Here is a 26,941-nt window from a genome sequence, read left to right as displayed (position 1 = left end):
AGGGGCCGGTGTCCTCCTCAGCGGTGAGGGCGGCGATACGGAGGGATGAGCCGGCGCCGCCGCACGTCACCGGAGAGCACGACGCCTCGCCCTTACGCGGGCCATACCTTCGAAACGCGAGGTGGCGGCAGGGGGCCGGCACCGCTCACGAGGGGGCAGGCCCGTCATGCGGAACGGAGAGACACGGGTGCGGGGCATAGCCGCCCGGGCCGGCGGCTGGAGTGCCCGGCACCGATGGGCCGCCGTCGGGATCTGGGTGCTGTTCGTCGTCCTGGCGATGGGGCTCGGGTCGGCGGCCGGCCGGGTCGACGTCAAGGACAGCGACCAGATGGGCGGCGAGACGCACACCGCCGCCAGGATCGTGGAGGACGCCGGGATCGACGAACCGGCCAGTGAGAGCGTCCTGGTCCAGGCGAAGGACGGGGGCCCGAAGGCCACGGACGCCGAGTTCCGCGCGGCGGTCGGCGCGGTCGTCACTGCGGTGGAGGGGACCGGGAAGGTCACCGGCGTGACCTCGCCGTACGACGCGAAGACGATCTCGAAGGACGGCCGCAGCGCGCTGGTGCAGTTCGACATGCGCGGCGAGGCGGACACCGCGGGCGAGCGGGTCGAGCCGGTGCTGAAGGCCGTCGAGGGGGTGCAGAAGGAGCACGAGACGCTGCGGATCGAGGAGATCGGCGGCGCCAGCATGATGAAGACGTTCGACGACGCGTTCGGCGACGACTTCAAGAAGGCCGAGTATTCGGCGGTGCCGGTGGCCCTCGGCATCCTGCTCGTCGCCTTCGGCGCACTGGTGGCGGCGCTGGTCCCGGTGGCGCTGGCGATCACCGCGATCGTCGCGACGATGGGTCTGATGGGCCTGGTCAGTCACTTCCAGCCGATGAGCGAGACCGCCAACTCCGTGATGCTGCTGGTCGGTCTGGCCGTCGGCGTCGACTACTGCCTGTTCTACCTGCGCCGTGAGCGCGAGGAGCGCGCCGCCGGGCGGGACGCGCAGACGGCGCTCAGGATCGCCGCCGCGACCAGTGGCCGGGCGATCGTCGTCTCCGGTGTCACGGTGTGCGTGGCGATGGCGGGCATGCTGTTCACGGGTATCGCCGAGTTCGAGGCGATGGGCCTGGCCTCGCTGATGGTGGTCGCGGTCGCGATGGTCGGCTCGGTGACGGTACTGCCGGCGCTGCTGTCCCTGCTGGGCGAGCGGGTCGAGAAGGGCCGATTGCCGTTCCTGCGCCGCCGCAGGCCGAGCGGCGGCACCACCGAGGGCAGCCGGTTCTGGACGGCGGTCCTGCGGCGGGTGCTCGCCAAGCCGCTGCTCGCCGCCGCGGTGGCCGTCGGCGCGCTGCTGGCCGTGGCCGCGCCCGCCCTCGGCATGAAGACGCAGAACCTCACGCTGGACCAGGAGTTCGGCGACTCGCTGCCCATCGTGCAGACGTACAACCGGGTCAACGAGGCCTTCCCCGGCGGTTCGGACCCGGCCGAGGTGGTCGTGAAGGCCGACGACATCAACGCGCCCGAGGTACGGGCCGCGCTCGCCGACTTCCAGGAGCGGGCGGTGAGTTCGGGGGCGTCGCGCGGGCCGGTCGACATCACGGTGCACGACGAGCAGAACGTCGCGCTGGTGTACGTCCCGCTGGTCGGCGGCTCCGACCAGGACAAGGCGGGCGCGAGCCTGGACAAGCTGCGCGACGACGTACGGCCGGCGACGCTGGGCGAGGTCGAGGGTGTCGAGGCCCCGATCACCGGGCAGGTCGCCGGTTCGAAGGACTTCAACGACCAGTTGGTCGGGTCGGTCCTGCCGGTCTTCGTGTTCGTGGTGGTCTTCGCCTTCCTGCTGATGCTGCTGTCGTTCCGCTCGCTGACGATCGCGGCCACCTCGATCGTGCTCAACCTGCTGTCGGTGGGCGCGGCGTACGGCATCCTGGTCGCCGTCTTCCAGCACGGCTGGGGCGCCTCGCTGGTGGGCGCGGAGGGGGTGGGCGCCATCATCACGTGGCTGCCGCTGTTCCTCTTCGTGATCCTGTTCGGCCTGTCGATGGACTACCACGTGTTCGTGGTCTCGCGGATCCGCGAGGCGCGGCTGCGCGGGCGCAGCACCCGGGACGCGATCCAGCACGGCGTGGTCACCACGGCGGGGGTCGTCACCAGTGCGGCCGTGATCATGGTCGCGGTGTTCGCCATCTTCGGCACGCTGTCGATGCAGTCCATGAAGCAGATGGGCGTGGGCCTGGCGGCGGCGGTGCTGATCGACGCGACGATCATCCGGGGCGTGCTGCTGCCGGCCGTGATGTCCCTGCTCGGCGAGCGCAACTGGTACCTGCCGAAGTGGCTGCACCGGCTGCCCGACCTCACCCACGACGAGTCGCCCGAGGCGATCGCGCCGACGGTGCGCGGCGGCGAGGGCGAGCGCGGGGAGCGGGGTGAGCGGGTCGGGGTCTGAGCGGCCCGCTTCACGGGAGGGCCCGTCGGTTCCGGGGGAACCGACGGGCCCTTCGGCGTTGCCGCCCGGGTCAGGCCCTCGCGGCCGCCAGCTGCGCCTCGATGAGGTCGGCCGCGCGCCGGGTGCCGCCCTCCTTGGCCATCTGCCCCTGGATCTCCTTCAGCCGCCCTGCCGCCTCCGGGTCGTCGACCAGCGCGAGGGCGGCGGTGCGCAGTGCCCCGGCGGTGGCCTCCTCGGTGGCGAGAACGCGGGCGACGCCGAGTCCCTGGAGCATGTCGGCGTTGCCGAACTGGTCCGCGGCCTGCGGTACGGCGATCATCGGCGTGGCGGTCGCCAGTCCCTCCTGGCTGCCGCCCGCACCCGCGTGGGTGACGAACAGGTCGGCCTGCTGGAGGATCGCCAACTGCGGCACCCACGTGCGCACTTCCACGTTGTCCGGTACGTCGCCCAGCTCGGCGGGGTCGACGTGCCGGCCGATCTGGAGCACGGTGTGCCAGCCGGGCAGCTCACCGAAGGCCTTGACGCACTCCCGGTAGAACGACGGCTGCTTGGTGAAGGCCGACCCGAGGGAGACGAGGGCGACCTTCCGGGCGCCCTCGGGACGGGTCCAGTCGCCCTCGGCGGTGCGGTCCCCCTGGCAGGCGCCGACGAACGTGTACGCCTTCTCGTCCACCCGGTCGGCGTTGGGCTGGAGCGCCCTCGGGATCAGCACCAGGGAGCGGTCGGGGCGGCCGACGAACGGGTCCGGGTGGTCGGTGATCCCGTTCTCCTCCAGCCAGGCGTGGAAGCGCGCGTAGTACGCCTGGCCGCGCTCGGTCTTCAGGGGCTCCTCCCACATCGGCTCGCCGACCTCCTGCTCGTACCCCTCCCAGGCCACCATGCAGGGCGAGAGGGAGACCACGGGCACGTCCCAGCGGCGGCCGAGGACTCGGGCGGTGTAGGAGGCGATGTCGTGCAGGACGAGGTCGGGCTCGTCCCCCTCGTAGGCCTCGGTGAGCTGCGGGAGCGACTGGATCGCGTCGTCGAGGAAGGGCTCGACGTTGTCCAGCAGGGTGCTCCCCCACGCCTCCGGGTCGGCGTCGGGGCCGGGCAGGGTGCTGTTCCAGAGCTTGGGTTCGGCGCCCGTCTCGGCGACCTTCTCCGCGAGGAGCGGCGGGATCGCGTACGTCACCCGGTGTCCTCGCGCGACGAGCTCGCGGATCACCTCGAGGCTGGGGTTGACGTGGCCGTACGCGGCGATGGAGAACATGGCGATGTGAGCGGGACTGGTCATGCGCCGACCGTACGCGAGACGAGACGTCTCGTGCAACTTGTTTGGGTTCATCCCGTGCGAATCCTTTCGGTTCATCTCGTGCGGCTCCATTCGCGTCATCCCGTGCGACTCCTTTCGGTTCATGCCGCCAGCTCTTCGTGCAGGCGCAGCCACCGGTCGGGCGCGACCTCGCCGACGAGTACGCCGGCGTCGAGCCGCGCGGCCCGGAACGCGGCGTCCACCCGGCGCCGGGGGTGGGCGCGGCGCAGGGACGCGTGCAGTGAGCCGCCTACGCCCGAGAAGCCCAGCTCGACCAGGTCGGTCCAGTCGCGGCGGGCGGCGGCGCCGGTGAGCAGCGGGGTGCCGCGGCGTTCGAGGCGGAGGATGCCGGCGTCGACGCGGGGCGCCGGGCGGAAGCGGTGCCGGCCCACCCGGCCCGCCAGCCGCCACTCGTGGCGCGGCCAGGTCAGGACGGTGAGCAGGGTCCAGCGGCCGTAGTCGCCGGTGCGTTTGCGGGCGTACTCGAGCTGGGTGAGGAGGGTGGCGTCGGTGAGGCGGGGTGCGGTCAGGCACCAGTCGACGATGTCCGCGGTCCGGGAGAACGGCACGTTCCCGGCGACCGAGAACGGTGTGCGCGGGGGCCGCGCGGTGAGGAAGTCCCCGGCGACGACGTGGACGTGGGGGACGCCCGCGAAACGGGCGCGGAGCCCGGGGACGAGCCGGGCGTCGATCTCGTAGGCGTGCAGCTCGCGGCTGCGGCGGGCGAGCGGCGCGGTGAGGGCGCCGTTTCCGGCACCCACTTCGAGCAGGAGGGGAGGGTGCCGGAGGTCGGGGGCGGCGAGCCGGGCGACGTGTTCGGCGGTGGAGCGGTCGGTGAGGAAGTTCTGCGAGAGCGTGCGCGCACGCTGGGTGGGGCGGGCCATGGCCTGCGGTCCTTTGTCTTCCGTGAAAGGGCGGAAAAGGGCAGCCGAAGGCCCTGACCGGAAGACGAAGGCGAAATGAGATCGCGGAGGCTCAGCCCCGCCGCACGTGTGAGACGTGTATCAGCGGCGGGGGGACCCCGGGCCGGTCAGGGCTCCGGGGCCACGACGCATCCTGATGGAGTACGTGCAGCCCCGGCCGAGACCGGAGTTGAAGATCGCGTCGAAAGCTGCCACGGAAGGCACGTTAGGCGGCCGTGTGCCGGGCGGGCAACGGGTTTTCGCGTGCCGGGACCGGCGCCGTCAGCGCTGGTACCGGGCGAGTACCAGGTTTCCGTCCTCCTCCAGTCTGTGGCGCAGTTCGTCCATGCCGATCGCCCCGCTGTAGTACTCCTGGAGCGCGGGCGTCGCCACCTTGTCCTTCCACTCGGCATAGCCCCGCACGGACTGCGCGGGCGCCGAACGCAGGTGGCCGGCGAGCGCGGTGCCGGTGGCCCAGCCCTGTTCGGCCGTGTGCAGGGCGGGGTCCTTCAGGGCCTCCTCGCCGGTCGGCAGCATCCAGTCGCCCAGGGCGAGGCGCACCATGTTGTCCGGCTGGAGGAGGAAGTCGACGAACGCGGCGGCCTCCTTCTTGTGCGGGCTGTCCTCGGCGATCGACAGGGTCTGCGGGCTGACCCCCTGGGTGAGTCCGTCGGCGCCCGCCGGGGCGGGCAGCACCTGCCAGTCGAAGCCCTCGGGGGCCTGCTGCTCGATCTGCTGGCGGTAGGAGAAGCCGAGCGGCACCATCGCGTACTTGCCCGCGAAGAAGCCGGGCAGGGTGTCGGACCCGCCGCTGCCCAGGGTGGTGGGGGAGGCGCTGTGGTCGGTGTCGACCTGGTCGTGGACGGTGCGGGGCACCACCTGGTCGCCCTCCTCGAAGCGGATGGTCACCCTGCCGTCGGCGCCCCGGTGGAAGAGCTGTCCGCCGGTGGACAGGGACAGGTTGAGCGTGGCGGACACGGGCTCCTTGAGCGGCCAGGCCACGCCGTACGTCCCGTCGCCGCTCAGCTTCTTCGTCACCTGCCGGAACTCCGGCCAGGTCCAGGGGCGTTCCGGCGTCGGAATCCGCACGCCCGACTTCTTCAGCAGGGTCGCGTTGGCGATCAGCACCCGCGGTTCCTGGAGGAACGGCACGCCGTAGACACCGTCGCCGAAGGTGACCGTCTCCCAGCCGCGCGGCGGGATGTCGGACTTGAGCCGCGCGGGCAGCAGGTCGGTCAGGTCGGCGAGGTAGCCGCCGTAGGCGAAGTCCGCGAGGTCGTCGGAGGCGTCGTGGATGATGTCGGGCGCCTCGCCGCCCTCGAAGGAGGTGAGCAGTTGGTCGTGGACGCTGTCCCAGCTGCCCTGGACGTACTCGACGCGCACGTCCGGGTGGGTGGCGTTCCACTCCCGCACCAGTTCCTTGTTGACCTTGACCGACTCGTCCTGCCAGGCCAGGGACTGGAAGCGCAGGGTGATCCGGCCGTCGTCGGCGCCGTCGCCGCCCTGGGTGCAGCCCGCGAGGAGCAGGGCGAGGGCGAGGAGCAGGGTCGCGGTTCTCGTGCGCATCAGCTCTTCACCGCCCCGGCGAGCATGCCGCCCGTGATCCGTCGCTGGATGAGCGCGAAGACGACCAGTGAGGGCAGGGTCGCGAGGAAGGCCACCGCGGCGAGCGGGCCGAGGTCGGCGACGCCCTCGGCGCCGATGAAGTGGGTGAGGATCACGGGCAGGGTCTGTTTCTCCGGTGTCTTGAGCAGCACCAGCGCGAAGAAGAACTCGTTCCACGCGGTGATGAACGCGAACAGGGCCGTCGCCACGATCCCCGGCGCGAGCAGTGGCGCGGTCACCGAGACCAGGGTCCGCAGCCGCCCGGCGCCGTCGACCGCGGCCGCCTCCTCCAGCTCGGGCGGCACGGCACGGACGTATCCGGCGAGCATCCACAGCGCGAACGGCAGCGACCACACGACGTACACCATCACCAGACCGGGAACGGAGTTGATCAGGCCGAGGTTCTTGAGGACGAGGAACAGCGGGATGATCAGCAGGACGAAGGGGAAGGCCTGGCTGACCACGACCCACCCGGTGGCCGCCTTGGTGAGCCGGCCGCGGTGGCGGGCCATGACGTACGCCATCGGCGTCGCGATCAGCACGGCGATCACGGCGGCGCCGAGCGCGGCGAGCAGGGAGTTGAGCGCGGCGTGCAGCAGCGGCTGTTCGTCGAAGGCCTGCCGGAAGTTGTCGAGGGTGGGGTTCTCCGGGATCCAGGTGGGGTGCAGGCTGGCCAGTTCGCGCGGTGGCTTGAACGCGATGGAGATCAGCCAGAGGAACGGGAAGGCCAGGAAGACGAGATAGGCGAGCAGCGCGGCGTACTGGCCCACGCGGGCCCCGGTCGAGGTTCTCAACGCTCGCCACCTCCCTTGGATTCGGCCCTGGATTCGCCCCTGGATTCGCCCCTGAGCCGGCCGACGAGGAAGACGGCCAGCAGGACCGAGATCACGGCGACCATGACGCAGCCCATCGCCGCCGCGTAGCCGAACTGTCCGTAGCGGAAGGCCTCTTCGTAGGCGAAGAGCATGGGCAGCCGGGTGCGGCCGCCGGGTCCTCCGTTGGTCAGCACGTAGACCAGGGCGAAGGAGTTGAAGTTCCAGATGAGGTTGAGCGCGGTGATGGCGAGGGCGACCGGTCGCAGGGCGGGCCAGGTGACCGTGCGGAAGCGGCGCCAGGCTCCCGCGCCGTCGACGGCGGCGGCCTCGTGCAGCTCGCGCGGGGTGTTCTGGAGCCCGGCGAGCAGGGCGACCGTCGTCTGCGGCATGCCGGCCCAGACGCCGACGACGATGACTGCGGGCAGGGCGGTGCCGAGGCCGCTGAGCCAGTCGTGGCCGTCGCCGAGGCCGAGGTCGCGCAGGGTCTCGTTGAGGATGCCGGCGTCCGCGTTGTAGACCAGCCGCCACATGATGCCGACGACGACCTCGGGCATGGCCCAGGGGATGATCGCGAGGGCGCGGGCCAGCCAGCGCAGCCGGAGGTTCTGGTTGAGCAGCAGGGCGAGGCCGAGCGCGAGCAGGAACTGCGGCACCGTCACGCCGACGGCCCACAGCAGGCCGATCCGGAAGGACTCCCAGAACAGCGTGTCGTGCAGCAGGTCCTGGAAGTTCAGGGTGCCGATCCACTGGGTGGGCTCCGTGCGGCCGGACTGGGCGTCGGTGAACGCCAGCATGATGCCGTAGAGCAGCGGCCCGACGCTGAGCACCAGGATGGGGATCAGCGCGGGCAGCACCAGGAACCAGGCGCCGTGGTCCGGTCCGCCCGGTGGGCGGTCCGGACCGGGCGCACGGCGCGCCGGTCTCATCGAATCGGTCACCAATGTCACGTAATCAGCCCCTTTGCACGGCTCGGACGGGCCTGGTCATGGTCGTGAAGGCGCCGTGCCCCGTCAAGAGCCCGCGCACACGCTCCCACCTGTACGAATGCGACACTGGCCGACGGACGGCGGGAACCCGGCGGACACGACGGACACAGCGGGCACGCCCGGCACGGCGGACCCGACGGACACGGAGGCGCGGGACGATGGACGAGGCACGGGCGCGGGAGGTGCTGGCCGCGGCGGGGGTACTGCCCGGCCCGGCGCGGGAGGCGCGGCTGCTGGCCCTCGGCGAGAACGCGGTGTTCGCCGCCGGTGACCTGGCGATCAAGGTGGGCCGCGACGCGGAACTCCTCGAGCGGGCGCGCCGGGAACTGGCCGTCGCGGTGTGGCTGGAGGAGGCCGGCGTGCCGGCGGTGCGGGCGGCCGACCCGACGGCGCTGTTCGTCGACGGGCACCCGGTGACCGTGTGGCGGCGGCTGCCCGACCCGGTGCGGCCCGCCGAGCCGCGGGACGTGGCCGCGCTGCTCCGGCTCGTCCACGAACTCCCCCTCCCCTCCTCCTTCGAGCTGCCGCCCCGCGAACTGCTGGGCGGTGTGGAACGCTGGCTGCGACTCGCGGGCGACGTGATCGACCCGGCGGACGCCGCGTATCTGCGCGCGCGCAGGGACGGCTTCGCGTCGGCCGCCGCCGCGCTCGCCCCGCGCCTGACACCGGGGCCGATCCACGGGGACGCACTGCCCCGCAATGTGCACGTCGGTGCCGACGGGCCGGTCCTGATCGACCTGGAGACCTTCTCCGCCGACCTGCGCGAGCACGACCTCGTGGTGATGGCGCTGAGCCGGGACCGCTACGGGCTGCCCGCGAAGGCCTACGACGCCTTCACCGCGACCTACGGCTGGGACGTGCGCGAGTGGGACGGGTGTGCGGTGCTGCGCGGTGCGCGGGAGACCGCCAGTTGCGCATGGGTGGCCCAGCACGCGCCGAGCAACCCGAAGGCGCTGGCCGAGTTCGAGCGCAGGGTGGCGTCGCTGCGGGACGAGGACCCGACGGTGCGCTGGTATCCCTTCTGACCGCGGGGCGCGGGGAGGCGTCGGGGTCAGACCCGCTCGTCGGCCGCTTCCCCGGCCGGCTCGCGCAGCGGCCACGTCCCGTCGACGACGGCCGTGGCGTCGCCCTTGCGGCGCAGGAAGCTCTGGAAGTCCGCCGCCCACTCGGCATACCACTCGATCTGGCGGCGGTGCAGGTCCGCCGGGCCGAGGGAGGCGACCTTGGGGTGGCGGCCGGCTATCGCGCAGGCCAGCCGGGCCGCGGCGAGGGCGTCGGCCGTGGCGTCGTGGGCGGCGTCGAGCGGGACGCCGTACTCCCGGCAGACCGCTTCCAGATTGCGCTTGCCGCGGCGGTAGCGGTCGACGGAACGGTCGATGGTGTACGGGTCGATGACGGGGGCCGGGTCCAGGCCGTCCAGGCGTTCGCGCAGCGACGGGAGGGAGTGGCGCCGCAGTTCGGCGGAGAGCAGGGTGAGGTCGAAGGCCGCGTTGTAGGCGACGACCGGGACGCCCGCCTTCCAGTGGTCCGCGAGGACTGTGGCGATGGCGTCCGCGACCTGGTCGGCGGGCCGGCCCTCACTGGCCGCGCGTTCGTTGCTGATGCCGTGCACCGCCACCGCGTCCGCCGGGATCTCCACGCCCGGGTCGGCCAGCCACTCGCGGCGGCCCAGCGGCTCCCCCGCCCTGACCTCGATCACGGCCCCCGTGACGATGCGCGCCTCGCGCGGATCGGTGCCCGTCGTCTCCAGGTCGAAGCCGATCAGCAGCTCCCGGTGCCAGCCCATGGGCGGTCCCCCTTCTTGGTGGTGCGTTCCCCCAGTGGTCTCCACCTTCCCACGGGCCACTGACAATCAGAGGATCGCATTCCGCTTATGCCCTAGCCGGCCCCGGGTCAGCCCCTGGACCGCCCCTGGGCCGCCCGGTCCGGCGTTCACGACACCGGCCGCGAATCCGCCCACATCAGCTCGAACTCCTCACGGTAGGTGGGGAAGAGTCCGCCTTCGTCGAGCTGGTCCGACTTCACGACCTTGCCGCCGTTGCGCCCGTTGCGCAGCACGAGGACCGGCGCCTCCATCCCCCGGGTGCGGCGCAGATAGGACTGGACGACCGCGATGCCGTCGGCGCCGTCCCCGTCGACCAGGTAGGCCGTGAAGCGGGGTGTCTCGTCGAAGACCTGGATCTCGAACGCGCCCGGGTCCCGCAGCCGGGCGCGCACCCGGCGCATGTGCAGGATGTTCATCTCCACGGCGCGGCTCAGCTCGCCCCGCTTGATGCCCAGTTCGCGCTCGCGGCGCTTGATCGCGCTGGAGGCCGGGTTGAGGAAGAGCAGCCGCACCCGGCCGCCGGACTCGGCCATCCGCACCAGGCGGCGGCCGGAGAAGTTCTGCACGAGCAGGTTGAGGCCGATACCGAGGGCGTCCACGCGACGCGCGCTGCCGAACAGGTCCTCGGCGGGGAACTGGCGCAGCAGCCGCACCCGGTCGGAGTGCACGGCGACCACGTCGGCGTAGCGGTCGCCGACCAGGTCCTCCACGGCGTCGACGGGCAGCCGGCGCGCGGAGGGCACGTCGCTGCCCGCGCCGAGGACCTCCAGGAGCCGCGCCGAGGCCCGTTCGGCCTGGTTCAGGACCGCCTCGGACAGCGCCCGGTTGCGGGAGACGACGTTGCGGGTGACCTCCAGCTCGTCCAGGGCGAGTTCGACGTCGCGGCGCTCGTCCACGTAGGGCTCGAAGCACGGCCAGTGCTGCACCATCAGCTCGCGCAGCTGCGGCAGGGTGAGGAAGCTGAGGACGTTGTCGTCGGCCGGGTCGAGCAGGTAGCCCTTGCGGCGGCTGACCTCGCGGACCGCGACGGCGCGCTGCACCCACTCCTGGCCGGCGGGTCCGGCGGCGGCGACCACCCAGTCGTCGCCGTGGACCGGTTCGTAGATCGGCCGCAGGACGGCGGCCACGACGGCGCGCAGGCGCTGTTCGACGAGGTTCAGCCAGATGTAGGCCCGGCCCGCCCGCTGCGCACGCGTGCGCACCTCGTGCCAGGCGTCGGCGTCCCAGTCCAGTTCCGGACCGATCGCGCCCGCGTTCATCGGCCGCGCCAGGGACACCGCACCGGGCGGGACGTCCGTGGAGTTCCCCTGGTGACCGTCGTCACCAGGAGGCAGCTCCAGCCCTCCCGAGCCCACCCGAGTACCGCCTTCCGCTCCCCCGGACACTGCCGGGGACACCCCGTCCCAACGATCAAGGAAGGGTACTCCGGGTGCGGTCCGCGGTGCAGCCCGATGGACGGGCCGGTTTTCCCAACATCCTTGATCCACAAGCGCGTTCCGATCGCCCTGACACCGGGGAGTGAGCGGATTCATAGCGGTGACGTGGCCGGGTACGGGGAAGGATGCCCCGCGCCCGCCCCGGGGCGGGTACGGAGCGGAACGCCGACGGGTGGGTAGGAGGACGTACGTGCTAGGCGGTCGCCTCACTTTCGGGGAGACTTCCGGGGGACTCGGAGCCAAGGCGTCCGCACCGGCGCCCCACACCTGAAAGAGTCGTGTTCATGCAGGTCTGGCCTGGAGAGGCGTATCCACTCGGTGCCACGTACGACGGCGCCGGCACCAACTTCGCGGTCTTCACGGAGGCCGCCGACCGAGTAGAGCTGTGTCTGCTGCACGACGACGGCTCGGAGACCGCGATCGAGCTGCGGGAGAGCGACGCGTTCGTGCGGCACGCGTTCGTGCCGGGCGTGATGCCCGGCCAGCGGTACGGGTACCGCGTGCACGGCCCGTACGCCCCGGAGCGCGGGCTGCGCTGCAATTCGGCGAAGCTGCTCCTCGATCCGTACGCGCGTGCGATCAGCGGTGCGGTCCAGTGGGGCGAGGAGGTGTACGGCTACCACTTCGGCGACCCCGAACGGCGCAACGACCTCGACTCGGCTCCGCACACGATGACGTCGGTCGTGGTCAACCCGTACTTCGACTGGGGCGACGACCGCCGTCCCCGGACGGAGTACCACCACACGGTGATCTACGAGGCCCATGTGAAGGGCCTGACCATGCGGCACCCGGACCTGCCCGAGGAGCTGCGGGGCACCTACGCGGCCCTCGCGCACCCGGCGTTCATCGAGCACCTCACGGGGCTCGGGGTGACGGCGCTGGAGCTGATGCCGGTCCATCAGTTCGTCAACGACCACCGGCTGGTGGACATGGGGCTGAACAACTACTGGGGCTACAACACGGTCGGCTTCTTCGCCCCGCACAACGCGTACGCCTCCTGGGGCGACCGCGGCCAGCAGGTGCTGGAGTTCAAGTCGGCGGTCAAGGCGCTGCACGAGGCGGGGATCGAGGTGATCCTGGACGTCGTCTACAACCACACCGCCGAGGGCAACCACCTGGGCCCGACACTGTCCTTCAAGGGCCTCGACAACCCCTCGTACTACCGGCTGGCCGACGACCCCCGCTACTACATGGACACCACGGGGACCGGGAACTCGCTGCTCATGCGGTCCCCGCACGTGCTTCAGATGATCATGGACTCGCTGCGGTACTGGGTCACCGAGATGCACGTCGACGGGTTCCGCTTCGACCTCGCGGCGACCCTGGCCCGGCAGTTCCACGAGGTGGACCGGCTGTCGTCGTTCTTCGACCTGGTGCAGCAGGACCCCGTGGTCTCGCAGGTGAAGCTGATCGCCGAGCCCTGGGACGTCGGCGAGGGCGGCTACCAGGTGGGCAACTTCCCGCCGCTGTGGACCGAGTGGAACGGCAAGTACCGGGACACGGTGCGGGACCTGTGGCGCGGCGAGCCGCGCACGCTCGCGGAGTTCGCGTCCCGGCTGACCGGGTCGTCCGACCTCTACCAGGACGACGGGCGCCGCCCGCTGGCCTCGATCAACTTCGTGACCTGCCACGACGGCTTCACCCTGCACGACATGGTGGCCTACAACGACAAGCACAACCACGCCAACGGCGAGGACAACCGGGACGGCGAGAGCCACAACCGCTCCTGGAACTGCGGCGTCGAGGGCGACACCGACGACCCGGCGGTGCTGGAGCTGCGGGCCCGGCAGATGCGGAACTTCACCGCCACCCTGCTGCTCTCCCAGGGCGTCCCGATGATCAGCCACGGCGACGAGTTCGCCCGCACCCAGCGGGGCAACAACAACGCCTACTGCCAGGACAACGAACTGGCATGGGTGGCGTGGCCGGACGCCGGGGCGACGGGCTCCGCGCTGTCGGAGTTCACCCGCGCGATGGTGTGGCTGCGCAAGGACCACCCGGTCTTCCGCAGGCGCCGCTTCTTCCACGGACGCCCGGTGCAGGGCACGCACGACGAGCTGTCGGACATCGCCTGGTTCACCCCGGAGGGCGCGGAGATGACCCAGCGGGACTGGAACTCCGCGCGGGCGTCGGCGCTCACGGTGTTCCTGAACGGCAACGCGATCTCCGAGCCGGGCACCCGCGGGGAGCACATCGCCGACGACTCGTTCCTGCTGATGTTCAACGCCTCGCCGAAGCCGCTGGACTTCGTGGTACCGATCGACCACGGCCGGCAGTGGGAGGTGGTCGTCGACACCGCCCTGACGGAGGGGGTACCGACGGAAACGGGCCCGAAGGTGCAGGCCGGGGACCGGCTGACGCTGGTGGACCGGAGCCTGACGGTGTTGCAGCGGCCGGTGTAGGGCCGTCTCCCCTGCACCCGTGCAGGGGGACGGTGACAGGAAAGGCGGCGGGGCGGGTACGTAGGTTTCCATGACACCTGAGCGACCCGACCCGGTGCTGCCCTCGGCCTCCCACGCCTCCCCCGCCTCCCTCGTCTCCGCCGCTCCGTCGGCCACCTACCGGCTCCAGCTCCAGTCGGCCTTCCCCTTCGAGGCCGCGGCGGCGGCCGTGCCGTACGTGGCCTCGCTCGGCGTGTCGCATCTCCACCTGTCCCCCGTACTGGAGGCGGTCCCGGGCTCGCGGCACGGCTACGACGTCGTCGACCACGCGCGCGTGCGCGAGGAACTGGGCGGAGAGGAGGGGCTGCGGGCACTGGCACGCACCGCGCGGGAGCACGGTCTCGGCCTGGTGGTGGACATCGTGCCCAACCACATGGCGATGTCCCCGCGCCACAACCGCGCCCTGTGGGAGGTGCTGCGCGAGGGTCCGCAGTCGCCGTACGCGCGGTGGTTCGACATCGACTGGCAGGCGCAGGGCGGCCGGCTGCTGCTGCCGGTGCTCGGTGCCCCGGTCGGCGAGGTCCTGGACGACCTCCGGGTCGACGGCGACGTACTGCGCTACCACGAGCACGCCTTCCCGCTGCGGGACGGCACCGCGGACCTGCCGCTGCCGCGGCTGCTTGACGCGCAGTGGTACCGCCCGGTGTGGTGGCGGCTGGCCCGCACCGAGCTGAACTACCGGCGCTTCTTCAGCATCTCGGAGCTGATCGGCGTGCGCGCGGAGGACCCCGAGGTGTTCGAGGCCACGCACGCAGCGATCCTGCGGCTGCTGCGCGAGGGCGTGATCGACGGACTGCGCGTCGACCACCCCGACGGCCTCGCCGACCCCGGCGCGTACCTCGAGCGGCTGCACCGGGCGAGCGGCGGCCGGTGGACGGTGGTCGAGAAGATCCTCGCGGACGGGGAGCGGCTGCCCGCCGCCTGGCCGGTCGCGGGCACGACCGGCTACGACGCGCTGCGGCACGTCGACGGGCTCTTCACGGATCCGGCCGGGTACGGGGAACTGCTCGGGCGGTACCGCGGGTTCGCCGCCCCGCGGACGGACCGGGGCGGGGACTGGGCGGCGACGGTGCGGCGCGCGGCGTACAAGGTGCTCACGCACGAGCTGGCGACCGAGATGGACCGGCTGACCCGGGTGGCGCACCGCCTGTGCGTCGCCTCGCCGGACCCCGCACTGCGCGACCGGGCGCCTTGGGCGCTGCGCACGGCGTCGCGGGAACTGCTGGTCCGGATGGAGGTGTACCGGCCGTACACTCCGGCGGACGCGGCGACGGTCGTCACCGAGGAGGCGGCGGCCGAGGCCCGGCTCGCCTTCACGGTGCCCGAGGAGGCCGGCGCGGTGGACGTCGTACGGGACCTCGTGCTGGGGCGGTACGGGGACGGTCCCGACCACGTGGAGTTCCGGACGCGGTTCGCGCAGACCGCGTCGGCGCTGCGTGCCAAGTCCGTCGAGGACACGGCCTTCTACCGCTACGTGCCGCTGCTGTCGGCGACCGAGGTCGGCGGGAACCCGGGGAGTCCGGCCGTGTCGTCCCGGGAGTTCCACGCGTACTGCGCGCGCGTGCAGCGCGACTGGCCCGCGTCGGGCACGGTCGTCTCGACCCACGACACCAAGCGCAGCGCCGACGTGCGCGCCGCGCTGGCGGTGCTCACACAGTGCCCCGAGCGGTGGGCGGACGTCCTGGCGGAGGTCACCCGCACGGGCGAGGGCGTACGGGACGCCCAGGCGCCGGACGCCCAGGTGGCGTGGGCGGCCTGGCAGACGGTGTTCGGCCTGGGCCCGGCGGGCGAGGAGCGCGTGCGGGAGGCGCTGCTGAAGCACGTGCGCGAGGCGGGGATGCACACCAGCTGGACGGAACAGGACCCGACGTACGAGAAGGCGGTGGCCCGGTTCGTCGCGGCGGGGCCGTGCGGCGCGCCGGGCGAGCGGGTGGCCGCCCTCCGCGACGCGCTGGAGCCGCACATCCGGGCCAACGTCCTCGGCACCGCCCTGACGCACCTGACGATGCCCGGCGTGCCCGACCTCTACCAGGGCACCGAGCACGAGTACCTGGCGCTGGTGGACCCGGACAACCGCCGGCCGGTGGACTTCCCCGCCGAGGGGGAGGGGCGCGGACACGTCCGGGGCACTGGGGAGAAGACGGCGGTGACCCGGGCGGCGCTGACCCTGCGGACGCGGCGACCCGGCGCCTTCGGCGACACGGCGACGTACGAACCGCTGCGGGCCGAAGGCCCGGCGGCCGCGCACTGCGTGGCGTTCGCCCGCTCCGGGCAGGCCGTGACCGCCGTGACCCGGCTGTCGCTGCGGCTCGCGGAGGCGGGCGGCTGGCGCGGCACGACGCTGCCGCTGCCGCCGGGCCGGTGGGCCGACACGCTGGCGCCCGGTCGGGAGTTCACGGGGCACGCGCGCGTGGAGGACCTTTTCGCGGTCACACCGGTGGCGCTGCTGGAGCGGGTGGAGGGGACGGACGAGGGGGAGGCCGCCGATGCGGCGGAGGGGGACGGCGACTGATCGCGGCACGCGCGCGTGTGCGGGCGGGCCCCCGCGGCACGCGCGTGTGCGGGCGGGCGCCCCCGACGTCCGTGCACCGACGCCCCGCGCTCAGCCCTGCCCGTCCAGCGCGAACACCGCGCCCGTCCGCGCCGCCATCACACACACGCTGGGAAAGGTCCGGGTGTACTCCACCGGCCGGCCCCGCCACTGCCCGCGCGCGTGGGCGGTCACCGGGGCGTAGATCATCGGGCAGTAGGTGTCCCGCGGCGGGAGGTCGGCGATGCGGCCGTCCGTCGCGTCGAGTTCCGCGCAGGCGCGGGCCGAGCGGGCGTGGCCGCGGGGCGGGTCGCACAGCAGGAGCGCGGTGCGGGCGTCGCCGGAGCGGGTGTCGCCGCGGCTGACCGTGAGGAGGAGCCAGTCACTCGACGTGGCCCGTTCCGCGGTGGCCCGCGCCGGGGGTGCGCAGACGAGGAGGAGGGTGGCCGCGAGCGCCAGGAGGCCGACGCGGGCCGCTGCGGCCGTGCCGGCCGTGAGGGTGTGGGTCATTCCCGGTGCATCGGCACCGCGGCCTCGGAACCCCAGCCGGGCTCACCCGAACGGGAGCTCGCGGTGGGGCGCCGCCCGGCCAGTTCGAACGCGGCGAGTACGACCCGTGTCTGGTACTCCACCTGGCGCGCGACCGGTATCCAGTGGGCCGCGCAGCCGTCGCGGTAGTCGGCGCAGCCCTCGTCGACGAGCCGGTCCAGCTCGGGCAGGACGCCCGCCGGATCGCCTCCGGCACGTGTCACCAGCTGGTGCAGCAGGCCCGCGGTCCGCAGGGACAGGCGTCGTCCGGCCAGGCGCAACGCGATCAGGTGGGCGGTGCTCATCGGCGGCAGCGAGCGGCCCGAACCGTCGTCGGTGTCCGGATCCCACGAGTCGGCGAGCCGGGGGCAGACCAGCAGATAGTCGTCGACCGGTGCGAGGAGGTGGGCCGCCTCCGGCACGGCGGCGAGGTGCGGCCGGACGCGGGCGAGTACGCGGTGCAGGCGCCGGGTGTCCTGGCGCAGGGTACGGCTCACGGAGCGCAGCACCGCGTCCCGGTCGGCCGGGGGCGAGCCGTCGGCCACGGCCGCCACGCCCCACATGGGCGCCTCGACGACCGCGGTGACGGTGCCGTGGCGCCGCGGGTGGCACCACGTGGAGTCGACGGCGGCCTCGGTGATGGCCGCGGTGAGGTCGCCGCGCCGGGGCGGCGGTATGCGGTAGACGGCGGGGCCGAGGTCGGGCCAGTACAGAGTGTCGTAGGCACCGAGTTCGCGGGGGACGCCGAGCCTGGCCGCCGTCTGGGCGATCCGCTGGGCGAGACCCGGCAGGTCGTGGGTCAGCTCGACGAAGCCGCCGCCGACGTCCACGCCGTGCAGGGAGCACTGCAGGAAGGGCCGCAGTTCGTCCTGGAGTGCGAGCAGGGTGCGGGTCTCCGGCAGGGTGGCGCGGTCCGGGCCGTCGGGCAGCCACTCGGGCTGCTCCAGGAAGCCGGGCCGGAAGAAGTTCCGGGCGTAGCGGCCGAGGGTGTACGGGCCGCTCAGCCAGCCCTCGTTGCGGCGCAGGCCGTCGGGGTCGACGCACAGCAGCAGGTTCCAGGTGGCGTCGGCGCCCTCGGTGAGCCGGGGGTCGGCCACGGCCCGCTCGGCCAGCCGCAGGGCGGTGGCGCCGCCCACGGGCTCGTTGGCGTGCGGTCCGGCGACGACGAGGACCTGACGGCTGCCGTGGCCGACGGAGAGCAGCAGCAGCGGGATGCCCGCGCGGGAGGTGCCGACGCGGCGCAGCCGGGCGTGTCGGGGGTACCGGGCGACGAACGCGGCGGCCCGGGCACCCAGCTCGTCCACGGTCGGGTAGCGCAGGAGGGGCGGCAGGGCACACCTCCACGAATGCGGGCCGTCGATTCACCTGGCGTGCGCGGTGTACGCACAGTCAGTCACGACTTGGGGGGTACGTCAACACCACGAAAAGCAAAGGGATTTGCCCCACGGAACCGGACACGACACCGAGTGAAGCCCAGGCCAGAGATCCGTCGGGTCCGCTCGGCCGGGGTCCCGTCGCGTCAGTTCGCGGCCAGGCGGAAGGCCATCCGGCCGAAGCCGATCTGGTCGCCCTCGCGGACGACGGCCGCGCCGATGACCCGCCGTCCGTTGACCGTGGTGCCGTTGGTGGAGCCAAGGTCGCGCAGCACCCACATGCCGCCCTGGCGGCTCAGTTCCGCGTGCACCCGGGAGACCGTCTCGTGGTTCAGCCGCAGCCCGCTCGCCGGGTCCCGCCCTATGCGCAGCGAATGGCCGGCACCGGGGTGCGGCAGCAGCAGCTTGGGCAGCCGCTCGGCCCGCCAGGCCCTGCCGAGCCGTACGCCGAACCCGGACACCGCCTCGACGGTGCCGAACACCAGCCGCGACAGCCGGCTCTCGGTGGGCAGGTCGGCGGTGAGCACGGCGAGCTCGTCCGAGCGGCGGGCGACGAGCGCCAGCTCCATGCGGCGGATGTACGTGTCGTGCGACAGACGTCCCACGGCGACGCCGTCCCGGAGCACCTTCAGCGCCTTGTCGCGCTCCGCGTCGGACAACCGCGCGGGGTACGTGTTGAACTCGAAGGACGACGTCACGCAGCTGATTGTCGGTCAGCCCGGCCGGAGTGTCCAGGAAACGGGAAAACGGCCTCCCGCGCGCGCGACGCGGCACGACACCCGCCGCGAACGGGGGCATTCCCCAGCGGAATGATCCCTTTTGCAGGACCATGGACGCGGGCTACATCACGGTGAGCAGACGAAGGGGAACCGTCCGTGCAGTTCGAGGTGTGGGCACCGCAGGCCGGCCGAGTGACGTTGCGGTGCGACGGCGCCACGCGCGCGCTGGAGCGCGATCCGGGACGACCGGGGTGGTGGTGCGGTGAGGCCGAGGCGCGAGGCGGCTCGCGGTACGGCTTCGCGGTGGACGACGGGCCGGTGCTGCCGGACCCGCGCTCGCGCCGCCAGCCGGACGGACCGGACGGGCTCAGCGCGGTCGTCGACCACGGGCGCCACGCGTGGCGTGCCGAGTGGGGCGGGCGCGCGCTGCCCGGTGGCGTCCTGTACGAGCTGCACGTGGGGACGTACACGCCCGAGGGCACGCTCGACGCCGCCGCCGGGCGTCTCGAGCACCTGGTGCGACTGGGCGTCACCCACGTCGAGTTGATGCCGCTGTGCCCCTTTCCCGGCCGGCACGGCTGGGGGTACGAGGGGGTCTCGCTGTGGGCGGTGCACGAGCCGTACGGCGGGCCCGAGGCGCTGAAACGGTTCGTCGACCGGGCCCACGAACTCGGCCTCGGCGTGGTCCTGGACGTGGTGCACAACCACCTGGGCCCCTCCGGCAACTACCTGCCCGTCTTCGGCCCGTACTTCACCGACACCCATCACACGCCCTGGGGCGTCGCCGTGAACCTGGACGCGCCCGGCTCGGACGAGGTGCGGGCGTATCTGGTGGACGGCGCGCTGGCGTGGCTGCGGGACTACCGGATCGACGGGCTGCGCCTGGACGCGGTGCACGCCCTGGTCGACACGCGCGCGTGCCACTTCCTGGAGCAGTTGTCGACGGCCGTGGACGACCTCGCCGCCGACCTGGACCGCCCGCTCTTCCTGATCGCCGAGTCCGACCTGAACGACCCGCGGATCATCACCCCGCGCGCGGAGGGCGGCCTGGGCGTGCACGCGCAGTGGAACGACGACTTCCACCACGCCCTGCACACCGCGCTGACCGGGGAGTCGCAGGGCTACTACGCCGACTTCGCGCGCGACCCGATTGCGGCGCTCGCCAAGACGCTGACCCGGGGCTACTTCCACGACGGCACCTACTCCAGCTTCCGGGGCCGCTCGCACGGCCGTGCGCTGGACCGCGGCCGGGTGGCGGCGCACCGGCTGACGGGCTACAGCCAGACCCACGACCAGGTCGGCAACCGCGCCCAGGGCGACCGGCTGGCCGGGCTGGTCTCCCCCGGCCTCGCGGCCTGCGCGGCCACGCTGACGCTGACCGCGCCGTTCACACCGATGCTGTTCATGGGCGAGGAGTGGGCGGCCGGCACGCCGTGGCAGTTCTTCACCGACCACACCGACCCGCAGCTGGCCGAGGCGGTACGGCGCGGCAGGCGGCGGGAGTTCGCCGCGCACGGCTGGCGCGAGGAGGACGTGCCCGACCCGCAGGACCCGGCGACGCGCGAGCGCTCCTGCCTGGACTGGTCGGAGCCGGCACGGGAGCCGCACGCGCGCGTGCTGGACTGGTACCGGCGGCTGATCGCCCTGCGCCGCGAGCAGCCGGACCTGACCGACCCCGACCTGGCCGACACCAGGGTGGCGTACGACGGTGCGGCGCGCTGGCTGGCCTTCCGGCGCGGCGACATCCGGGTGGCCGTCAACCTGGGCACCGAGCCGGCGGCGATCCCGCTGGGCAACCGCCCCGCGCGCGTACTCGCGGCGTGGGAGCCGGTGGAGGGCCCGGGCGCGGACGGGCTGCTGCGCGTACCGGGCGAGTCGAGCGTGGTGCTGGCGCAGGAGTGAGGCGACGAGAGCAGGACGCCGGAAGCAAGGCGCCAGGAGTGAGGCGCCAGGAATGAGGCGCCAGGAATGAGGCCACGGCCGCGAGGCGACGGCCGTGAGGCGACGGGGCGTTCGCGCGAGCGCCGTACCGGAGCGAGGCCGCTCCGCCGTACCGGAGCGAGGCCGCTCCGCCGTACCGGAGCGAGGCCGCTCCGCCGTACCGGAGCGAGGCCGCTCAGGAGGCGTCGCCCGTGCCGTCCTCGCGCAGCTCCGTCACCCGTTCCAGGAGGATCGGTTCCCAGGCGCGGCGCAGCCGGGTCCTGAGCAGGGGCAGCGGAGCGTCGGATCGGCCGGCGATCCCCTCCGCGAGCCGGACCACCGTGTCGCAGCGGGCCAGCCACAGGCCACGCAGGCAGGGCCGGGCGCCGTAACCGGCGAGGGTGGCGGCCCGGACCGCGGCAGGTGAGCCGACGGAGAGCGCGAGCCCGGCGATGTCCTCGGCCGGGTCGCCGAGGACCGCGTCGGACCAGCCGAGGACGCCGCGCACCCGGCCGTCGGCGCTGACGACGAGGTGCTCGCCGGTCAGTCCGTGGTGGACGAGGACCGCCGCGCCCGGCTGGACACCGAGCTGGGCGGCCGCCTCCCGGGTGAGCCGCTCCGGCCGTCCGGCGTCGAACTCGTCGGCTGCGGCGAGGCGGCGGACGGCACGCTCGGCGGCCTGCCGCAGGGTCTCCAGGGAGCGCGGGGCCGCCCGTGGCACGCCGAGCGTCTCCGCCTGGCGGATTGGTACCTCGCGCACCGAGGTGAGCAGCGCCGCGAGGTCCGCCTCGCCCAGGGCGGACACCTCGTGGTCCTCACCCGACCCGCCGGCCAGCTTGGCGTCCAGCGTGTAGGTGAGGCCCGGTGCCCACTCGCCGTGCGCCACGCTCGTGGGGACCGCGACGGAGGCGTACGGGCGGACCAGTTCGCGCAGCCGCAGTTCGCGGCGCCGGCGCACGGCGGTCTCCCGGTCGGGGGACAGCCGCAGCACGTGCCGGGAGCCGACCCACCAGGTGTCGGGTTCGCCGCCGCTGCCGGCGACCGGCCGGACGTCGGGTTCCGTGCTCCCGCCCAGCAGGGAGCGGACCAGCCGGCGGACGGTGTCCGCCGTGGGTGTCGGTGCCTGGGTCATCTCGCGCCGTCGTCTTCCGGGTCTGCCGGGGCTGCCGGGGCTTCGGGGTCCGTGGGTCGCCGGTCAGTCCACGGTGACCAGCTCCCGGGTGGTGTCGTTGAGCCGGCGGCCGCCGTCCTCCGTGACGGTGACGATGTCCTCGATGCGTACCCCGAACCGGCCGGGCAGATAGATGCCGGGCTCGACGGAGAAGCACATGCCGGGCACGAGGGGCTGTTCCTCGCCCTCGATCATGTACGGGGGTTCGTGCGTGGTGACGCCGATGCCGTGCCCGGTGCGGTGGATGAAGTACTCGCCGTACCCGGCACCGGCGATGACCGCGCGGGCGGCCCGGTCGACGTCCTGGCAGGCGGCGCCGGGACGCACCGCCCGGAAGCCGGCCTCCTGCGCCTCGCGGACGAGGTCGTGCACGCGGCGCTCCTCGTCGGTGGCTTCGCCGACGTGGACGGTGCGGGAGGTGTCGGAGCCGTAACCGTCCTTGAGGCCGCCGAAGTCGAGGACGACCATGTCGCCGTCCTCGATGACGCGGTCGCCGACCTCGTGGTGCGGGTTGGCGCCGTTGGGTCCCGAGGCGACGATGGTGAAGTCGACCTGGGAGTGGCCGAAGCGCCGCAGCAGTTCGGCGAGGTCGGCGGCGACCTCGGACTCCCTGCGTCCGCCGAAGCGGACCTCGCGGATCTCCTCGAAGGCGGCGTCGGCGGCCGCGCCCGCCGCGGCCAGCAGCTCCAGCTCCGCCGTGTCCTTGACGGCACGCAGCATGGGCAGCGCCACGGTGAGGGAGGCGTAGGAGGTGTCGGGCAGCGTGCGCTGAAGGGCCAGCAGGTGCATGGCCCAGGCGTTGTCGCTGATGCCGAAGCGTCCGGAGCCGTCGAGGAGGGCGGCGGTGGCCGCGTAGGGGTCCTTGCCGTCGGTCCAGTCGCGCAGGGTCAGGGCGGGCGCTCCGGCCGCCTTCGCGGCGTCGGGGGCCTCGAGCGTCGGGACGACGAGCACGGGGTCACGGCCGGGGGCGAGGACGAGCAGGGTGAGCCGTTCGGTGTCCGCGGTGGGCGCGTACCCGGTGAGCCACACCAGGTCGGGGCCCGGGGCCACCAGCAGCCCGGCAAGGCCTGCGTCGGCGGCGGCGCGCGCGGCGCGCTCCATGCGGGCCCGGTAGTCGTCGGCGGTGAAGGAAGCGGCGGGGCTGCTGCCGGTCATCCGGGCCTCCCAGGGCGAAAGAGTGAAGGGACCACGGGCAGCATCCTGCCCTCAGGAAGGGGGCGACGCGAGCCGATTGGCATTGATCAACCCCCATGACTAATGGTTTGATGCGCTTCAAGCATTAGCAACGGGGGCCTGCCGTTCGGGCACCCGGAGGAGGCCGGAACCATGCTCGTACTCGCGCACATCAGCGATCTGCACCTGGACGGGAGCGCGCGGGCGACCGAGCGCGCCGAGCGGGTGCGCGACCGGTTGTGGCGGCTGCCGGGGCGGGTGGACGCGCTCCTGGTGACCGGGGACGTCGCGGACCACGGCGCGGAGGCGGAGTACGAGGAGGCCGCCGCGATCCTGGGACTGCGCGACGGTTCCGCGCCGTTCCCCGTGCTCACCTGCCCGGGCAACCACGACAGCCGCGCGCCCTACCGCAAGGCCCTGCTCGGCCGCCCCGCAGCCGACGGTCCGGTCAACGACCTGCACGTCTTCGACGGCGGTGCGGTCCTGATGTGCGACTCCAGCATTCCGGGCAGCGACGAGGGAGAGCTGGACGCGGAGACGTACGACTGGATCGAGGCGTCTCTCGACGGACTCGACGGCGACCGCCCGGCCCTCCTCGCCTTCCACCACCCGCCCGCCGCGCTGCACCACCCCCTGCCCGACTCCTACCAGTTGCGCGACCGCGAGCGCCTCGCCGCGCTGCTGGACCGGCGGCCCGGGATCGCGGGGCTGATCACGGGTCACGCCCACACGCCCGCCGCCACCGTGTTCGCCGGGCGGCCCCTGGTGGTCGGCCCCGGGGTGACGTGGACCCTGCGCCTGCCCTGGGAGGGCGAGCAGATCGCGGACCGGGACGCGCCGGTCGGGCTGGCCTACCACGTACTGGACGACGCCGGACGGCTCACCAGCCACTTCCGTACGGTCATGTGACGACGCCCGGTACGGCCGTGAGCTGCTGGTAGCCGCCGCTCTCGTGGCGCACGGTGACCTTGACCTCCTTGCCGGGCCTGGCGCGGGCCACGGCGTGTGCGAGGTCGGCTGCCGAGTCGACGCGGGTCGCGCCGATCGCCAGCAGTACGTCACCGCGCACCAGGCCCGCCGTGTACCCGGGGCCCGGCACGTGGACACCCACGATCCGGGCCCCGGGCCTGTCGTCGTCCACGGCCTCCACGCCGAGCGTCGCGGCGGCCGGCGCCGGGGAGGCGGAGGGTGACGGGGCGGCCGACGGGTGGGCCTGGGCGGCCCGGGTGCCGGACTGCGCCCCCGCTCCCGCTCCCCCTCCCGGCGCCCCGGCCTGCTGTCGCAGTTCGGCGAGTTTGCTCATACCGATCACCGTGGCGCCCACCGTGCCCAGTCCCACACCCGCGAGGATCAGGACGGCCGCGGCGAACAGGCCGAGCAGCACGGTGGTGAGCCGCCGGCGGCGCCGGCGCCCGGCATGCGGGCGCCGGGCGGTGTCGGGCGTGGTACCGGGGCACGGTTCCCGGCCGGGCATCGGCTTGGGACGCAACGCTGTCTGTTCCATGGATCGCCTCCGGCAGGTGCTCTACCCGGCGCACCGGCGCGTGACGAGCCACGAACGAGTGAGACTGAACGGCGGTCAGGGCATCAGGGCGTCAGGGCGGGACTGCTCCCCGGCACGGGGATCGGCGCGGGTACCGGCGGGGCCGGGATCCGGTCCGGGAGGAAGCCGTGGGTGCGCCCCGCGAGGTACTCGGCCTTGTAGCGCGGGACGCTGCGGTGCCAGTTGAGGATGCCGGCCATCCAGTTCTGCAGGTCGGTGACGTAGCCGTGCATGATGGTCCGCGCCTCTTCGGACAGCTGGAAGTCGTCGTAGACGACGGGGAGTTCGTGCGCGACGACGTGTTCGAACTGGCGCATGCGCTGGTTCATCAGATCCTGCACGACATGGAGGGCGGCCGGGTAGTCGACCCCGAAGAAGTTCTGCACGACGAGGACCGCGTTGTGGATCTCGCCCTCGTACTCGATCTCCTTCTGGTACGAGAAGACGTCGTTGAGGAGGCAGGCGTAGTCGATCGCCGCGTTCTCCAGGGAGCGGACGGGGCCGCTTCGGTAGACCTCGGGCGGCACGGCGGGGCCGTGTCCGGCTCGGCACAGGCCGAGGGTCAGGTCGGAGCCGAAGGTGGCGCGCCGCATCTCCAGGTAGTCCACGGGGTCGGGGACACGGTTCTGGATCTGGTTGGACAGCTCCCACACCCAGGCTTCGGTCATCGTGTCCACGGCCGCCTTCAGCGGGCGCCGTTCCTCGGGTGTCATGCCGGCCGTCGTGCGCGCCCACAGGTCGATCAGGGAGCGTTCCATGGCGTTGGCGGGCGGCGGGACCGGCTCGCCGTCGAGCGGCATGCAGGCCGACAGGCGGGCGGTGGTCAGCCGGGCGGCGGCGAGGTCGCGGCGGTGCCCGTAGACGAGCGGGTAGTAGTCGTCGCCGTACGTCCCGAAGGCAAGCCAGCCGGAGGCGAGGTCGAGCTGGTCCTGGGTGGCGTCGGGGTCGAGGCCGGCGGCGCACAGCGGGAGGTCGCAGCTGGCGAGCTTGTCCTCGTCCCAGACTCCCTCGCTGAGGAAGCCGATCCGCCGCGACCACTCGAACAGGTGCCGCCGGGCGCCCTCCAGGGCGGGGCTCAGCTCCAGCGGGTACGGCATGCGGATGTCGGGGATGACGGCCGGGCCGACCTTCTGGAAGGGCACGTACGTGTAGGGGCGGGCCCGCTCGGCGACCGCCGCGGCGAGCAGCGCGCCGACGTCCGCGGCGGAGGTGCCGGGCCCGGTCAGCGCCTGCCAGCCGGCCAGGGGACGCTCGCCCTTGTTCATGTACCGGCTGGAGCGCATGTGCCATTCGTGGCCGCCGGACTGCCAGTCCTGGAGGCCCTTGGTGTACGCGCCGACGGCGACGATCTCGGGCGGGGTCAGCCCGTTCTCCAGGGCCACGGCGGGCACCTCGGTGAACGCGGTGTGCTCGAACTGGTGCAGCCGGGAGGTGAGGACGTCGTTGACCAGCTCGGCGGCCTCCTGGGTGGTGCAGCCGAAGAAGGTCTCCAGGACCAGCACGCCGTTGCTCAGCTCGCCCTCGTCCTCGACCTCACGCTGGTAGGAGAAGAGGTCGTTGCGCAGGTGCACGGCGTCGGAGAACGTCTCCATGAGCACCCTGAGCGGCCGCGAGCCGGCGACGGCGGCGGGCACCTCGGCCGTCGCGTACTCCACCAGCCCGGCCGACCAGGGGGCGCCCCCGACCTTGCGGCGCATCTCGATGTACTCGACGGGGTTGGCGACCCGCCCCTCGTTGATGTTGGACAGCTCCCACAGGGACTCGTTGAGCAGGTGCTCGGTGGCGACGGCGAAGCGGCGGCGCCAGTCGGCCGACATCGCGGGCACCGTGCGGGTCCACAGGTCGGCGAGGCCCGCCTCGACCGGGTTCTCCGGCTCGGGCGTCTCCGCGGCCGGGTCCAGCGGCATGAACAGGGGGAGCCGGTCGAGGTGGGCCTTGCCGGCGACGCGGTCCTGGCTGCGTTTGAACTTCTCCAGGAAGTGGTCGTCGAAGAAGAAGACCCACACGTACCAGTCGGTGATCAGGGAGAGCGCCGGCCCGTCGCAGTCGGGGTGGGTGTAGGCGCAGAGCAGGCCGTAGTCATGGGCGTCGAGGTCGGACTGCTCCCAGACCCCGGAGCCCTCCAGCATGCCCATCTCGCGCGCCCACGTCGTCGAGTGGGCGCGGGCCTCGTCGAGATGGGGGTTGAGCCGCGCGGGATGCGGCAGGTAGAAGTGCGGGAGTTCGAAGGGCTGTTGCGTCATGGC

General features: G+C 73.0%; 20 protein-coding genes. 6 read left to right on the top strand and 14 right to left on the bottom strand.

Annotated elements, in window-relative coordinates:
* The first annotated feature begins 166 nt into the window (after window positions 1-166).
* Window positions 167-2,437, top strand: a complete 2,271-nt coding sequence (locus ACGH7X_RS30830; protein WP_399891111.1) for an MMPL family transporter — start codon at window positions 167-169, stop codon at window positions 2,435-2,437.
* Window positions 2,438-2,507: 70 nt separating this feature from the next.
* On the opposite strand, the gene ACGH7X_RS30825 is transcribed toward ACGH7X_RS30830, so the two are convergent.
* The 5 genes from ACGH7X_RS30825 to ACGH7X_RS30805 all read right to left on the bottom strand — a co-directional run bounded on the left by ACGH7X_RS30825 (window position 2,508) and on the right by ACGH7X_RS30805 (window position 7,997).
* Window positions 2,508-3,761, bottom strand: coding sequence for a glycosyltransferase (locus ACGH7X_RS30825; RefSeq protein WP_399891108.1), 1,254 nt, complete (start codon window positions 3,759-3,761; stop codon window positions 2,508-2,510).
* A gap of 68 nt (window positions 3,762-3,829) precedes the next feature.
* Entirely contained in the window at window positions 3,830-4,612 is a 783-nt protein-coding gene (erm(O), locus tag ACGH7X_RS30820; protein WP_399891105.1) for a 23S rRNA (adenine(2058)-N(6))-methyltransferase Erm(O), read from the bottom strand.
* A 300-nt stretch (window positions 4,613-4,912) separates the two neighbouring features.
* Window positions 4,913-6,196: an ABC transporter substrate-binding protein gene (locus tag ACGH7X_RS30815; RefSeq protein WP_399891102.1), complete on the bottom strand. Its 1,284-nt coding sequence runs from the start codon at window positions 6,194-6,196 to the stop codon at window positions 4,913-4,915.
* Window positions 6,196-7,029, bottom strand: coding sequence for a carbohydrate ABC transporter permease (locus tag ACGH7X_RS30810; RefSeq protein WP_399891099.1), 834 nt, complete (start codon window positions 7,027-7,029; stop codon window positions 6,196-6,198). Before ACGH7X_RS30810 ends, ACGH7X_RS30815 begins: the two co-directional genes overlap by 1 nt.
* On the bottom strand, window positions 7,026-7,997 hold the full coding sequence (locus ACGH7X_RS30805; protein ID WP_399891096.1) for a carbohydrate ABC transporter permease: 972 nt from the start codon (window positions 7,995-7,997) through the stop codon (window positions 7,026-7,028). Before ACGH7X_RS30805 ends, ACGH7X_RS30810 begins: the two co-directional genes overlap by 4 nt.
* A gap of 197 nt (window positions 7,998-8,194) precedes the next feature.
* Here ACGH7X_RS30805 and ACGH7X_RS30800 point away from each other — a divergent pair, with 197 nt between their 5' ends.
* Window positions 8,195-9,061: a phosphotransferase enzyme family protein gene (locus ACGH7X_RS30800; protein ID WP_399891094.1), complete on the top strand. Its 867-nt coding sequence runs from the start codon at window positions 8,195-8,197 to the stop codon at window positions 9,059-9,061.
* A 26-nt stretch (window positions 9,062-9,087) separates the two neighbouring features.
* Here the strand turns inward: ACGH7X_RS30800 and ACGH7X_RS30795 are convergent, their stop codons facing one another.
* On the bottom strand, window positions 9,088-9,822 hold the full coding sequence (locus ACGH7X_RS30795; RefSeq protein ID WP_399891091.1) for a 3'-5' exonuclease: 735 nt from the start codon (window positions 9,820-9,822) through the stop codon (window positions 9,088-9,090).
* Between the two features lie 146 nt (window positions 9,823-9,968).
* Entirely contained in the window at window positions 9,969-11,216 is a 1,248-nt protein-coding gene (locus ACGH7X_RS30790) for an SAV2148 family HEPN domain-containing protein (RefSeq protein ID WP_399891088.1), read from the bottom strand.
* Between the two features lie 365 nt (window positions 11,217-11,581).
* On the opposite strand from ACGH7X_RS30790, the gene glgX reads away from it, so the two are divergent.
* Together glgX and treY are read left to right on the top strand one after the other, a co-directional pair.
* Window positions 11,582-13,699 carry a glycogen debranching protein GlgX gene (glgX, locus tag ACGH7X_RS30785; RefSeq protein ID WP_399891085.1) on the top strand — a complete coding sequence of 706 codons (2,118 nt, stop codon included), beginning with the start codon at window positions 11,582-11,584 and terminating at the stop codon, window positions 13,697-13,699.
* Window positions 13,700-13,769: 70 nt separating this feature from the next.
* Window positions 13,770-16,250 (top strand): malto-oligosyltrehalose synthase, encoded by a 2,481-nt coding sequence (treY, locus tag ACGH7X_RS30780; RefSeq protein WP_399891082.1) that lies wholly within the window; start codon window positions 13,770-13,772, stop codon window positions 16,248-16,250.
* 90 nt (window positions 16,251-16,340) lie between these two features.
* Here treY and ACGH7X_RS30775 read toward each other — a convergent pair whose 3' ends face one another.
* The 3 genes from ACGH7X_RS30775 to ACGH7X_RS30765 form a co-directional block, all read right to left on the bottom strand.
* A complete protein-coding gene (locus ACGH7X_RS30775) occupies window positions 16,341-16,778 on the bottom strand; it encodes an SSI family serine proteinase inhibitor (RefSeq protein ID WP_399891079.1) in 438 nt (145 codons plus the stop codon).
* Entirely contained in the window at window positions 16,775-18,100 is a 1,326-nt protein-coding gene (locus ACGH7X_RS30770) for a M14 family zinc carboxypeptidase (protein WP_399891076.1), read from the bottom strand. The genes ACGH7X_RS30775 and ACGH7X_RS30770 overlap by 4 nt, the downstream gene beginning before the upstream one ends.
* A 215-nt stretch (window positions 18,101-18,315) precedes the next feature.
* Window positions 18,316-18,867 carry an FHA domain-containing protein gene (locus ACGH7X_RS30765; RefSeq protein ID WP_399891074.1) on the bottom strand — a complete coding sequence of 184 codons (552 nt, stop codon included), beginning with the start codon at window positions 18,865-18,867 and terminating at the stop codon, window positions 18,316-18,318.
* 177 nt (window positions 18,868-19,044) lie between these two features.
* Here ACGH7X_RS30765 and treZ point away from each other — a divergent pair, with 177 nt between their 5' ends.
* The gene (gene treZ, locus ACGH7X_RS30760; protein WP_399891071.1) at window positions 19,045-20,790 is read left to right on the top strand and encodes a malto-oligosyltrehalose trehalohydrolase; all 1,746 of its coding nucleotides are present in this window, start codon (window positions 19,045-19,047) and stop codon (window positions 20,788-20,790) included.
* Window positions 20,791-21,004: 214 nt separating this feature from the next.
* Here the strand turns inward: treZ and ACGH7X_RS30755 are convergent, their stop codons facing one another.
* Window positions 21,005-21,940, bottom strand: a complete 936-nt coding sequence (locus ACGH7X_RS30755; RefSeq protein WP_399891068.1) for an aminoglycoside phosphotransferase family protein — start codon at window positions 21,938-21,940, stop codon at window positions 21,005-21,007.
* Between the two features lie 63 nt (window positions 21,941-22,003).
* Window positions 22,004-23,134, bottom strand: coding sequence for a M24 family metallopeptidase (locus tag ACGH7X_RS30750; protein WP_399891065.1), 1,131 nt, complete (start codon window positions 23,132-23,134; stop codon window positions 22,004-22,006).
* A gap of 171 nt (window positions 23,135-23,305) precedes the next feature.
* On the opposite strand from ACGH7X_RS30750, the gene ACGH7X_RS30745 reads away from it, so the two are divergent.
* Window positions 23,306-24,061, top strand: coding sequence for a metallophosphoesterase (locus tag ACGH7X_RS30745; protein ID WP_399891062.1), 756 nt, complete (start codon window positions 23,306-23,308; stop codon window positions 24,059-24,061).
* Here ACGH7X_RS30745 and ACGH7X_RS30740 read toward each other — a convergent pair.
* Entirely contained in the window at window positions 24,054-24,656 is a 603-nt protein-coding gene (locus tag ACGH7X_RS30740) for a PDZ domain-containing protein (RefSeq protein WP_399891059.1), read from the bottom strand. The two genes, ACGH7X_RS30745 and ACGH7X_RS30740, sit on opposite strands and share 8 nt — an antisense overlap.
* Window positions 24,657-24,739: 83 nt before the next feature.
* A complete protein-coding gene (gene cyc2, locus ACGH7X_RS30735) occupies window positions 24,740-26,938 on the bottom strand; it encodes a germacradienol/geosmin synthase Cyc2 (protein ID WP_399891056.1) in 2,199 nt (732 codons plus the stop codon).
* Window positions 26,939-26,941: the final 3 nt, after the last annotated feature.

This window comes from Streptomyces sp. BBFR51 (genome assembly GCF_044591655.1).
Taxonomy (GTDB): domain Bacteria; phylum Actinomycetota; class Actinomycetes; order Streptomycetales; family Streptomycetaceae; genus Streptomyces.
Note: the sequence above shows the minus strand (reverse complement) of the source record. Positions and strands in the feature narration are given on the sequence as shown.

What these genes read in the sequence shown, in the direction of transcription:
- ACGH7X_RS30830 (WP_399891111.1), top strand. Translation starts at nt 167, where the DNA reads ATGCGGAACGGAGAGACACGGGTGCGGGGCATAGCCGCCCGGGCCGGC.
- ACGH7X_RS30825 (WP_399891108.1), bottom strand. Translation starts at nt 3,761, where the DNA reads ATGAACCCAAACAAGTTGCACGAGACGTCTCGTCTCGCGTACGGTCGG.
- ACGH7X_RS30815 (WP_399891102.1), bottom strand. Translation starts at nt 6,196, where the DNA reads ATGCGCACGAGAACCGCGACCCTGCTCCTCGCCCTCGCCCTGCTCCTC.
- ACGH7X_RS30800 (WP_399891094.1), top strand. Translation starts at nt 8,195, where the DNA reads ATGGACGAGGCACGGGCGCGGGAGGTGCTGGCCGCGGCGGGGGTACTG.
- ACGH7X_RS30795 (WP_399891091.1), bottom strand. Translation starts at nt 9,822, where the DNA reads ATGGGCTGGCACCGGGAGCTGCTGATCGGCTTCGACCTGGAGACGACG.
- glgX (WP_399891085.1), top strand. Translation starts at nt 11,582, where the DNA reads ATGCAGGTCTGGCCTGGAGAGGCGTATCCACTCGGTGCCACGTACGAC.
- treY (WP_399891082.1), top strand. Translation starts at nt 13,770, where the DNA reads ATGACACCTGAGCGACCCGACCCGGTGCTGCCCTCGGCCTCCCACGCC.
- ACGH7X_RS30775 (WP_399891079.1), bottom strand. Translation starts at nt 16,778, where the DNA reads ATGACCCACACCCTCACGGCCGGCACGGCCGCAGCGGCCCGCGTCGGC.
- ACGH7X_RS30755 (WP_399891068.1), bottom strand. Translation starts at nt 21,940, where the DNA reads ATGACCCAGGCACCGACACCCACGGCGGACACCGTCCGCCGGCTGGTC.
- ACGH7X_RS30750 (WP_399891065.1), bottom strand. Translation starts at nt 23,134, where the DNA reads ATGACCGGCAGCAGCCCCGCCGCTTCCTTCACCGCCGACGACTACCGG.
- ACGH7X_RS30745 (WP_399891062.1), top strand. Translation starts at nt 23,306, where the DNA reads ATGCTCGTACTCGCGCACATCAGCGATCTGCACCTGGACGGGAGCGCG.
- ACGH7X_RS30740 (WP_399891059.1), bottom strand. Translation starts at nt 24,656, where the DNA reads ATGGAACAGACAGCGTTGCGTCCCAAGCCGATGCCCGGCCGGGAACCG.
- cyc2 (WP_399891056.1), bottom strand. Translation starts at nt 26,938, where the DNA reads ATGACGCAACAGCCCTTCGAACTCCCGCACTTCTACCTGCCGCATCCC.